8 protein-coding genes are annotated in these 10,758 nt (G+C 68.1%); 3 read left to right on the top strand and 5 right to left on the bottom strand.

What is annotated here, in order from left to right; translation table 11 throughout:
- Nucleotides 1–15: 15 nt before the first annotated feature.
- Genes FGL91_RS05900 through FGL91_RS05885 form a run of 4 tightly spaced genes read right to left on the bottom strand, consistent with a single transcriptional unit; the run spans nucleotide 16 to nucleotide 4,718 of the window.
- Nucleotides 16–837, bottom strand: a complete 822-nt coding sequence (locus FGL91_RS05900) for a carbohydrate ABC transporter permease (protein ID WP_047523687.1) — start codon at nucleotides 835–837, stop codon at nucleotides 16–18.
- On the bottom strand, nucleotides 837–1,757 hold the full coding sequence (locus tag FGL91_RS05895; protein ID WP_081997053.1) for a carbohydrate ABC transporter permease: 921 nt from the start codon (nucleotides 1,755–1,757) through the stop codon (nucleotides 837–839). The genes FGL91_RS05900 and FGL91_RS05895 overlap by 1 nt, the downstream gene beginning before the upstream one ends.
- Nucleotides 1,754–3,034 carry a sugar ABC transporter substrate-binding protein gene (locus FGL91_RS05890; RefSeq protein ID WP_153243338.1) on the bottom strand — a complete coding sequence of 427 codons (1,281 nt, stop codon included), beginning with the start codon at nucleotides 3,032–3,034 and terminating at the stop codon, nucleotides 1,754–1,756. Before FGL91_RS05890 ends, FGL91_RS05895 begins: the two co-directional genes overlap by 4 nt.
- A gap of 58 nt (nucleotides 3,035–3,092) precedes the next feature.
- Nucleotides 3,093–4,718: a glucoamylase family protein gene (locus tag FGL91_RS05885; RefSeq protein WP_153243337.1), complete on the bottom strand. Its 1,626-nt coding sequence runs from the start codon at nucleotides 4,716–4,718 to the stop codon at nucleotides 3,093–3,095.
- A gap of 261 nt (nucleotides 4,719–4,979) precedes the next feature.
- Between FGL91_RS05885 and purL the strand changes: the two genes are divergently transcribed.
- A complete protein-coding gene (purL, locus tag FGL91_RS05880) occupies nucleotides 4,980–7,310 on the top strand; it encodes a phosphoribosylformylglycinamidine synthase subunit PurL (protein WP_153243336.1) in 2,331 nt (776 codons plus the stop codon).
- Nucleotides 7,307–7,447 (top strand): hypothetical protein, encoded by a 141-nt coding sequence (locus FGL91_RS18885; protein WP_165875457.1) that lies wholly within the window; start codon nucleotides 7,307–7,309, stop codon nucleotides 7,445–7,447. Before purL ends, FGL91_RS18885 begins: the two co-directional genes overlap by 4 nt.
- Before the next feature lie 33 nt (nucleotides 7,448–7,480).
- Here the strand turns inward: FGL91_RS18885 and FGL91_RS05875 are convergent, their stop codons facing one another.
- Nucleotides 7,481–8,053 (bottom strand): TetR/AcrR family transcriptional regulator, encoded by a 573-nt coding sequence (locus FGL91_RS05875; protein ID WP_131493047.1) that lies wholly within the window; start codon nucleotides 8,051–8,053, stop codon nucleotides 7,481–7,483.
- 69 nt (nucleotides 8,054–8,122) lie between these two features.
- Here FGL91_RS05875 and FGL91_RS05870 point away from each other — a divergent pair, with 69 nt between their 5' ends.
- Nucleotides 8,123–10,669, top strand: coding sequence for an MMPL family transporter (locus FGL91_RS05870; RefSeq protein WP_153243335.1), 2,547 nt, complete (start codon nucleotides 8,123–8,125; stop codon nucleotides 10,667–10,669).
- The last annotated feature ends 89 nt before the right edge of the window (nucleotides 10,670–10,758 follow it).

The raw sequence follows: 10,758 nt of genomic DNA, 5'->3' as shown, positions 1-10,758 counted from the left end.
GCGGCGCGGCGACGATCACTTGATGCCGCTGGTGGCGATGCCCTCGATGATGAATCGCTGGAAGAAGAGGAAGACGACCAGGACCGGCAGCACGACGACCGTCGCACCCGCGAGCAGCAGGCCGAAGTCCGTCGCGTTCTGCCCCGTCGACACCAGCGACAGCGCGACCGGCAGCGTGTAGGTCTTCTCACTGCTGGCGACGACGAGCGGCCAGAGGAAGTTGTTCCAGGAGCCGAGGAAGGTGAGGGTCGCGAGCGTGGCGATGGCGGGGCCCGCCAGCGGCAGGTACACACGGAAGAAGATCCGGAACTCCCCCGCGCCGTCGAGTCGCGCCGCCTCCAGGAGGTCGCGCGGAGTGCCCAGGAAGAACTGTCGCATCAGGAACACCCCGAACGCGCCGGCGAGGAACGGGATGAACAACGCCGTCAGCGTGTCGGCGAGTCCGAGATTGACCACGAGGACGAACTGCGGGATGAACACGACCAGCCCCGGGATCATCAACGTGCCGAGCACCGCGATGAAGATCGCCTTCTTGCCCGGGAAGTCCAGCATCGCCAGTGCGTACCCGAGCATCGAACAGAAGAGGATGTTGCCCGTGGTGACGACGACGGCCACGGTCGCCGAGTTGAAGAAGAACCGTCCGAAGTCGAGCCGCTCGAACAGACGCACGAAGTTGTCGAACGTCGGGTTCGCCGGCCACCAGGTCGGCGGCGACGCGAGGAGCTCGCCCTGAGTCTTGAACGCGCCGAGCACCATCCAGAGGAACGGCATCACGACGATCACGAAAGCGAGGATCACCGCGATGTAGATCCACACCCGGTTCCGGGATGCGCGCATCAGCTCTTCTCCCTACTCACACGGAACTGGATGAAAGTGACGACGATGACGACGATGAACGTGATGTACGCCATCGCGCCCGCCAGCCCGAAGTTGCCGAATCCGAACTGCCGGTAGGTGTACAGCGACACGGAGAGGGTGCTGTTGAGCGGACCGCCATCGGTCATGACGAACGGTTCCTCGAAGAACTGCAGATAGCCGATCGTGGTGGTGACGACGACGAACAGCATCGTCGGCCGCAGCGTCGGCAACGTGATGTGCCAGAAGCGCTTCCATGCACCGGCGCCGTCGAGGGAGCCTGCCTCCAGGAGCGACGGCGGCACAGCCTGCAGGCCCGCGAGGAAGATGATCATCCCGGTGCCGAAGTTCCGCCACACAGCCATGACGATCAGCGAGGCCAGCGCGGTGCGCTGGTCTCCGAGCCAGTGCGGCCCGTCGATCCCCACCCATCCGAGCACGGTGTTGATGAGACCGTTGTCCGGCTGATAGAGGAACTTCCACACCACCGCGACCGCGACGATGCTGGTGATCACGGGTGTGTAGAAGCCCACCCGGAAGAAGTTGCGGAAGCGCTTGATGCCCTTGTCGAGCACGACGGCCGCGAGCAGCGCCACCGCTATCGTCAGCGGGACCCCGACCGCCACGAACACGGCGGTGTTGGTGGCGGCGCGCAGGAACAGCGGGTCTCCGAGAGCCTTGGCGTAGTTGTCCAGGCCGACGAAGCCGACGTTGAACGGAGTCTTGATGTCGGTCACCCGAGTATCGGTGAAGCTCATGAACATCGACTGGAACACGGGCCAGACGGTGAAGACCCCGAACAGGAGGCAGAAGGGGAGGGCGAGGATCAGGCCCGCCCGTGCCTCGCTCGAGCGGAAGCTCCTGCTTCGACCCGAGCGAGGCTGCCGAGCGGCGACGGTCATTCGCCGCCGAACCCGATCGATGTCGCCTCCTGCTGCACGGCTCGGAGCGCCTCCGCCGGATCCGACCCGGTCTTGGTGACGGCCTCCACCTGCGCGTCGAGGCTCGTCGCGATCTGCTCCCACGTCGTGATCGACGGCGGTGCCTTCGCGGTCTCGAGCTGCGTCCCGAAGACGGCGAGCTTCTCATCCGACTTCAATGCATCGGTCGTCCATGCCCCCTTGACGGAAGGCAGGTCGCCGACGATGTCGAACCACGAGGCCTGGGTCTCCTCCTCGGTGAGGAACTGCACGAGCTTCCACGCGGCATCCCGGTTCTTCGTGTTCGAGAACACGCCGAGGTTCGAGCCGCCGACGAACGAGGCCTCCTTCTGGGCAGAGGGCATCACCGCGACGCCGTATTTGTCGGCGAATCCCTCGCCGCCCAGCGCTTCGACGCTGCCGATCATCCAGGGACCGGAGATGAACATCGGCACACGGCCATCGACGAAGTCCGCCTCCGTCGTGCCCTCGGTGGGGGCGCTGTCGGCGAGACCGTCGGTGAAGAACGACTGGTAATAGGACAACGCGTCCGCGTTCTCCGGAGAGTCGAACGTGAACTCGGTCAGGGCGTCGTTCGTGATGTCGCCGCCCGCCTGCCACATGAACGGGAGCAGCGTCTGCCAGGAACCGGTTCCGCCGGGCTGCAGGCTGATGCCCCAGTCCACTCCCGGCTGCGTCTTCATGGCGGCCGCCATGTCGTGCAGTCCGTCCCAGTCCGTCGGCGGCTCGGTGATGCCGGCGGCCTCGGCGATGTCGGTGCGGTAGAACACGACGCGGGTCTCGACGTACCACGGCACGCCGTAGGAGACGCCGTCCACCAGGTTCGTGGCGTTCGCGCCCTCGAAGAAGACGCTGTCGTCGATCTGCGCGGGCACCGGGTCGAGCGCGTTCAGGCCGGCGAACTCGCCCATCCAGGTCGTGCCCACCTGAGCCACGTCCGGTGTGGTGCCTGACGCGATCGCGGCGATGAACTTGTCGTGCGCAGAACCCCAGGGCACCGCGGTGACCTCGACGTCGACGTCGGGGTTCTGTTCCTCGAAGGTCTTCGTCAGCTCGTCGAGGTTCTCCCCCTCGGCTCCCATGGCCCAGACGGTGAGGCTGCCGGTGGCTGGTCCGTCGGAGATGTCCTCCGCTCCTCCGCCCTCCGCGGGCCCGGCATCCGCCCTCCCGCAGGCCGTCAATGTCGCCAGTGTCACGCCGACGAGCGCGAACGCCGCCAGTCTCTTGTTGATTCTCATGTGATCGCCTTCCGATCTGATGGGGTCTTGCTTCTCGTCGACGCCTGGCGGACGCTGCTCAGGCGCGTCCGGCACCGAACCTCTCGATACCGATGACCGGGCGGAGCCGGCTTTCGACGGCCCGCGTCGCGAAGCCTCGACGGACGACGCCGTCACAGAGCACGTTGCCGATCGCGCCCATCACCATCGCCTGATCGAGCGAGAGGTGACGACGGGCGACCGTGCCCGATCGCACGGCGACGGCGTCGAAGAAGCCGCCGCGCCCGTACGCGTCGAAGTCCCGCTGGATGTTCACGAGGTTCGTGAACGCCTCCGCCGGCTCGTGCATCATCGCGAGGAACGCGGCGTGCGGGGTGACCACGCCGTCTCCGTACGTCGGTGTCGGGTTCGTCGCCGGCCGGCAGTCGCCGAAGCCGGGGTCGAAATTCGTTCCCTCCTGGTCGGACAGGTAGCCGTCGGGGTTGAGTCCGAGCGCGTCGACGCCGTACTCGCGGTACCCGCCTGCCGGGTTGCTCGACGGGCTGAACCCCCAATAGCCGTAGCCGGCCTCGTCGAGACCGTGCTCGCGCTGAGCCCGCACGTGCAGCGGGTGATTGCGCCCCCAGCTCCCGGGCGCCCACCGGGCCTCCGGCACGAACACGTCGGGCATGAGCTCCTCGAACATGCTGCCGCCCCAGCCCGGCACGATGCGCATCCCGCGGTAGGTGTACGCGCCTTCGTAGACGTCGAGACCGAAGTAGGTGCGACTCTCACCCACGGGCTGCATCTCGTGCCACGACCAGTCACAGGAGGCCGGGAAGGTGCGCCAGGACGCGTAGTACTGCTTTCCGGGGATCTGTCCCGTGATGATCCCGAGATAGGTGGTGATGCGCGTCTCGGACACCACGGTGTCGTAGTGGTGCGTGGTCAGCCACACCGGTTCGCCGCCGACGTGCGTGCCCCGGTAGACGCCGCCCGGCCGGTCGTGGTCGAAGGGGAAGAAGCCGCCGTGGATGAGTCCGCCCTCGCGCACCAGGTGCTCGGGGTCGCTGTTGTCGTTGTAGAACGCGTCCCACCGCATCCGGTCGAAGACCTTGGACGCCCAGTGCGCCGCGCCCCGATCCGCGTTCTTCACCGTGAGCAGCGCGGCACCCAGCCATCCGTTGTCGACGCTGGAGCAGAAAGGATGGATGACATCGCCCGAATCGGGCCACGTGCGCAGCGCCTTGCCCGTGGCTTCGTCATACCAGTTGTAGTACATGCCGCTCGGGGCGTGATGCTCCATGCGGTCGAGGGTCTTCAGGGTGCGGATGAGACGCCCGGTCGCTTCGCCCCGTGAGATGAGGCCGAGTTCTCGGGCGACGAGCGTCGACCAGAGGTAGCCACCGATGTTCGTCGGAGACGTGTAGCCGGAGCGCTCCCCGGCGCTGAGTCCCTCGGTGATGTTGTCGGCGGGGAGGCCGGTGCTCCGGTCGGTCATCGCGACGAGGCTCCGCCAGGTGTCGGCCGCCCACCCCCGCACCTGGCGCGTGTCGAATCGGCGCGTCTGCGCGTTCAGGCCGCCGCGAAGAAGAGCGGGTGCCGCGACCGGCGACTCGACGGGTGCGGCAGCAGCGGGGAGCGCGGGGGTCATCGCGACGGTCGCCAGCGAGGCCGCCCCGGCCACGAGAAAGGTGCGTCGGTCGAAGGCTCGACGGTCGTTCATGTGCTCTGCTCCGTTCCACAGGACAGCTCTGCCCCGCTCAGGCGACGCCTCGCTGCGCCGTGCACCGACCATAGCGCAGAAAACCGTTCATGTGAACGGTTTTCTCTCGACACCCCCCATTCCAGGGGATCCGTCGGCCGTGGCGGGATCGAAAACGCTCCGGACACGGCCTTCCCCGGAGCGTTATTGCACCCGCAATGCACGCCGAACCCGCGCCGGTAGACTGGACATGCCCCGCCGGCCCCTTCCCTTGGAGTGCGCGTGACCACCGCCCCTGCACCTTCCCCCCAGCACGTCCCCGACTCCGTCGAGAACGCGATCGCGACGCCCGAGAAGGAGCAGCCCTACGGGGCCCTCGGACTCAAGCCCGATGAGTACGAGCGCATCAAGGAGATCCTCGGCCGCCGGCCCACCTCGGGCGAGCTGGCGATGTACTCCGTGATGTGGTCGGAGCACTGCTCCTACAAGTCGTCGAAGAACTACCTGCGCCGCTTCGGCCAGAAGGTCTCCGACGAGATGAAGGAACGCCTCATGGTGGGCATGGGCCAGAACGCGGGCGTCGTCGACGTCGGCGAGGGCTGGGCCGTCACCTTCAAGGCCGAGTCGCACAACCACCCGTCGTTCATCGAGCCCTTCCAGGGCGCGGCGACCGGCGTCGGCGGCATCGTCCGCGACATCATCTCGATGGGCGCCCGCCCGGTCGCGGTCATGGACGCCCTGCGCTTCGGTGCGGTCGACCATCCTGACACCGCCCGCGTCGTGCATGGTGTGACCAGCGGCATCAGCTTCTACGGCAACTGCCTGGGCCTCCCGAACATCGGCGGCGAGACGGTCTTCGACGCCGTCTACCAGGCCAACCCCCTCGTGAACGCGCTCGCGGTGGGCGTGCTGCGTCACGAAGACCTCAAGCTCGCCAACGCGACCGGCGTCGGCAACAAGGTCGTCCTGTTCGGTGCCCGCACGGGTGGCGACGGCATCGGCGGCGCGAGCATCCTCGCCTCCGACTCCTTCGACTCCACCGGGCCTACCAAGCGCCCCGCGGTGCAGGTGGGCGACCCCTTCGCCGAGAAGGTGCTGATCGAGTGCTGCCTCGAGCTGTACCGCGGCGAGCTCGTCGAGGCGATCCAGGACCTGGGCGCCGCCGGCATCTCCTGCGCGACCAGCGAGCTGGCGGCCAACGGCAACAGCGGCATGAAGGTCTCGCTCGACAACGTCCTGCTGCGCGACCCCACGCTCACGGCTGAGGAGATCCTCATGTCGGAGTCGCAGGAGCGCATGATGGCGATCGTCGCGCCCGAGAAGCTCGACGCCTTCCTCGAGGTCGTGAACAAGTGGGAGGTCGAGACCTCCGTGCTCGGCGAGGTCACCGGTGACGGACGCCTCATCATCGACTGGCAGGGCGAGCGCATCGTCGACGTCGACCCCTCGACGGTCGCGGTCGACGGCCCCGTCTACGACCGCCCGGTCGCCTACCCGACGTGGATCGACGCCCTCCAGGCGGACGCCGCCGAGAACCTCCCCCGCTCGAACGACCCGGAGACGCTGCGCGAGCAGTTCCTCGACATCGTCGCCTCGCCGAACCTCGCCGACACGAGCTGGATCACCAACCAGTACGACTACTACGTGCTCGGCAACACCGCGCTGAGCTTCCCCGACGACGCCGGCATGATCCGCGTCGATGAGGAGTCCGGCCTGGGCTTCGCGGTCTCGACCGACGCCAACGGCCGCTACTGCCAGCTCGACCCGTACGCAGGCGCGCAGCTGGCCCTCGCCGAGGCGTACCGCAACGTCGCCGTCACCGGTGCTGTGCCGACCGCGATCACCGACTGCCTCAACTTCGGCTCGCCCGAGAACCCCGAGGTCATGTGGCAGTTCGGCCAGACGGTCGACGGCCTGGCCGACGGATGCTACGAGCTGGGAACCCCGGTCACCGGCGGCAACGTCTCGTTCTACAACCAGACCGGCGACGTGCCGATCCACCCGACCCCGCTGGTCGGCGTGCTCGGCATCATCGACGACGTCTCGCGCCGCATCCCCTCCGGCTGGCAGGACGAGGGCCAGAACATCTACCTGCTCGGCACCACCTCGACCGAGCTCTCCGGTTCCGCATGGGCGGACGTGGTGCACCAGCACCTCGGCGGTCTGCCGCCTGCGGTCGACCTCGCGGCGGAGAAGCGCCTCGCCGGTCTGCTCTCTGCGGCTCGCGACGAGTGGCTGATCTCCTCGGCGCACGACCTCTCCGAGGGTGGCCTCGCGCAGGCCCTCGCCGAGGGCGTCATGCGTTTCGGCGTCGGCGCCCGCGTCTGGCTGAACGAGATCATCGAGCGCGATGGGGTGGATGCCGCATCCGCGCTGTTCTCCGAGTCGACCGGCCGCGTGCTGGTGACCGTGCCCCGTGAGGACGACGTGAAGTTCCGCGGCCTCTGCGAGGGACGCGACTACCCGGTGATGCGCATCGGCGTGACGGACGACGAGGGCGCGAAGCTCGAGGTCCAGGGCGTCTTCACCGTCTCGGTCGCCGAGCTCCGCGAGCGCTCGCAGGCCACGCTCCCGTCCTACTTCGGTCCGACCGTCACGGAGGTCAGCGTATGAGCGACAACCTGAGCGAGGACTACGGCGACCTCGGCGAGAAGCGCAACCGGCGCATCCGCATCGTCGCGTGGACGGTCATCATCGCGCTGATCCTCGCCGGTGGCGGCGCGACGGTGCTGACGCTGCTCCTCGGCTGAGACTCAACGCCGACCGCACGACACACGCGCGACTCAGCGCGTGAAGAGGTACCGGATCAGCTCGATGATCCCGCCGGGTCCGTGGCTCTCGCGACCGAGCGACTCCACGATGATCGCCCCGAGGATCGCCCGACCGATCTGGGTGACGGGCGCGTCTTCCGGCAGCTCGCCGTCGCGGATCCCGCCGCGCAGACGCTCGGAGAGATGCTGCTCGACGCCGAGGCTTCCTCCGAGGTGAGCGCCGACCGCGGCATCCTCCGCGGCGGCGGCGACCAGCGACTGCAGCAACGCCTGACCCTGCGTCGTCTCGAGGATTCGGAAGACCGACTGCAGCCATGCCTCGACGTCGGCGAACAGGTCACCCGTGTCCGGCACGACGAAATCGACGGGGATGAGGCGCCCGTCGACCAGGCAGTCCGCGATCAGCGCACCCCGCGACGGCCACCAGCGATAGATGGTCTGCTTGCCCACCCCGGCTTCCTTGGCGATGCCCTCGATCGTGAGCCGGTCGTACCCCTGGGCGTGGAACAGGCGGGAGGTCGCGTCGAGGATCGCTTCGCGCGCCGCGGTGCTGCGCACGGGCCCGCTGCGATGCTCGTTGACCATGGACTCAGGATAGCCACAGATCCCTAGACGAGACGTGCCGTATGATCTTTGAGTCTGAAGGAGACCACTGTGGCATCACTGCTGTACCGTCTGGGTTCGTTCGCTGCGCGCAAGGCCTGGACGGTGATCGTCTCGTGGGTCGTGATCCTCGGCCTCGGCGTCGGTGCCTTCCTCACCCTCGGCGGCACGCTGAGCAACAGCTTCGACATCCCCGGCACCGCCTCCGGCGCCGTGACCGACGAGCTCGCCGACAAGCTCCCCGACACCGCCGGCGGCACGGGCACCGTCGTCTACCGGACCGAAGACGGATCGCCGTTCACCGACGAGCAGAAGCAGGAGATCTCCGACCTCGCCGTGAGCGCGGAGGACCTCGACGGCGTCGCCCGGGTGATCGACCCCTTCGACGCGCAGCAGCAGCAGGACGAGCAGGCGCAGAAGCTCGCCGACGGTCAGGCGCAGATCACCGACGGCCGCACGCAGCTGGATGCGGCCCAGACCCAGCTCGATGACGGCAGGGCTCAGCTCGAGGCCGGGATCGCGCAGCTCACCGCCGCCCGCGCCCAGGCGGAGCAGTCCGGAGCCGGCCCCGAGCAGCTGGCCGCCCTCGATGCGCAGCTGGCCGCGCTGAACGCACAGGCGGCCGAACTCGAGGCCCAGCAGGCGACTCTCGCGTCGAAGAGAATCGAACTGGACGAGAACTCCGATCAGGTCGAGCTGGGCACGACCCTCCTCGCCCTCTCGGACGGCATCGGCGTGGTCTCCGAAGACGGATCGACCGCCATCGTCAACATCTCCTTCGTCGACCCGCGTCTCGAGCTCTCCGAAGAGGTGAAGCAGGGCGCGATCGACCACTTCGAGTCCGCACCGATCGACGGCGTCGAGGTCGACTTCGGCACCGACATCGCACAGGGCGTCCCGGAGATCTTCGGCGTCGGAGAGGCTGTCGGTCTCGCGTTCGCCGCGATCGTCCTCATCGTGATGCTGGGCTCGCTCCTCGCCGCCGCTCTCCCGATCGTCACGGCCATCGTCGGTGTGGGCGTCGGCGTGACGGCATCCCTCGCGTTCTCGGGCGTGGTGAACATGGCCTCGGTGACGCCGGTCCTCGGTGTCATGCTCGGCCTCGCGGTGGGCATCGACTACTCCCTGTTCATCGTGAACCGACACCGCAAGCAGATGCTCGCCGGCGTCCCGGTGCGAGAGTCCATCGGTCTCGCGACGGGAACCTCCGGCACGGCCGTCGTCTTCGCCGGCACGACGGTGATCGTCGCCCTCCTCGCCCTCAACGTCACCGGCGTCCCCTTTCTCGGCCTCATGGGAACGGTCGGCGCGGTGTGCGTCGCGGTGGCCGTGCTCGTCGCGATCACCCTCGCCCCCGCCATCCTCGGCCTCGTCGGTCCGCGCCTGCTCAGCCGTCGCGCGCGCGGCACGATCGGCGAGGAGCACGCCGCGGGCACGCCGGTGAAGCGCATGTCGACGCTCCGCGCCGTGGTCACCGCCGTCGTGAGTGTCGTCGCCCTGCTGATCATCGCGATCCCCGCGATGTCGATGCGACTCGGACTGCCGGACGGTTCGAGCGAGCCGAGCGACTCCACCAGCTACCGCGCCTTCCAGACCGTCGACGAACAGTTCGGCGCGGGCGCGAACGGCCCTCTGCTCGTCACCGCGACCCTGGACGACGCGGTCAGCGACGACGACCTGCTCGCCACGCAGGTCACGATCGCGCAGGCCATCGCCGACCAGGATGACGTGGTCGCCGTCGCACCGATCGCGACCTCCGACGACAACACCCTGCTCGCGTTCCAGGTGGTGCCGGAGGAGGGACCGAACAGCGCGTCGACCGAGACACTCGTGCAGGATCTGCGCTCGATGCCGGCGATCGACGACGGGATCACCCTCGGTGTGGCAGGTCAGGCCGCGATCAACATCGACATCTCGGAAGCCCTGGCGGGAGTCCTGCCTCTGTACCTCGTGGTCGTGGTCGGGCTCTCCCTGCTCATCATGATCGTGGTGTTCCGGTCGCTGCTCGTGCCGATCATCGCCACGGGCGGGTTCGTCCTCTCCCTGTTCGCGACCTACGGGCTGATCGTGGCCGTGTTCCAGTTCGGCTGGGGCGCCGAGATCATCGGGCTGCACAGCACCGGACCGATCCTGAGCTTCCTGCCCGTGATCCTCGTCGGCATCCTGTTCGGGCTCGCCATGGACTATCAGCTGTTCCTCGCTTCCGGCATGCGCGAGGCGTATGTGCACGGGGCCTCGGCGCGGGATGCCGTCGCCCAGGGCTTCCGCGCCGGCCGCTCGGTCGTGATCGCCGCCGCGCTCATCATGGTGTCGGTGTTCGGCGGGTTCATCTTCTCGGAGTCGACGATCATCCGCTCGATCGGATTCGGGTTGGCGTTCGGGGTGCTGCTCGACGCCTTCGTGGTGCGGATGCTGCTCATGCCCGCCCTCATGCACCTGCTCGGACGCTCGGCGTGGTGGCTGCCGCGCTGGCTCGACCGCCTGCTGCCGAACGTCGACATGGAAGGTGCCGCGCTCGAACGCGACCACCCCGGCATGAAGGCGGTGGCCGTGCCGACCACGACCGACTCGGTACCGACGCGAACCCCGACGGTGTAGCTTCTCCCGCCGTTCGAATCGCGTGAATGGTTCGATCCCGGGGCCGTATCGAGCCCGTTGCGCGATTCGAGCCGAGGGCAGCCCCCGGT

Origin of the sequence: Microbacterium sp. CBA3102 (assembly GCF_007954505.1) — a bacterium.
Lineage (GTDB): Bacteria > Actinomycetota > Actinomycetes > Actinomycetales > Microbacteriaceae > Microbacterium > Microbacterium aurugineum.
This window is presented reverse-complemented; position numbering and strand designations above follow the sequence as displayed.

Bases quoted from the DNA above. Each gene is read 5' to 3' on its own strand.
- FGL91_RS05890 (WP_153243338.1), bottom strand. From the start codon at position 3,034: ATGAGAATCAACAAGAGACTGGCGGCGTTCGCGCTCGTCGGCGTGACA.
- FGL91_RS05885 (WP_153243337.1), bottom strand. From the start codon at position 4,718: ATGAACGACCGTCGAGCCTTCGACCGACGCACCTTTCTCGTGGCCGGG.
- FGL91_RS05900 (WP_047523687.1), bottom strand. From the start codon at position 837: ATGCGCGCATCCCGGAACCGGGTGTGGATCTACATCGCGGTGATCCTC.
- FGL91_RS18885 (WP_165875457.1), top strand. From the start codon at position 7,307: ATGAGCGACAACCTGAGCGAGGACTACGGCGACCTCGGCGAGAAGCGC.
- FGL91_RS05895 (WP_081997053.1), bottom strand. From the start codon at position 1,757: ATGACCGTCGCCGCTCGGCAGCCTCGCTCGGGTCGAAGCAGGAGCTTC.
- FGL91_RS05875 (WP_131493047.1), bottom strand. From the start codon at position 8,053: ATGGTCAACGAGCATCGCAGCGGGCCCGTGCGCAGCACCGCGGCGCGC.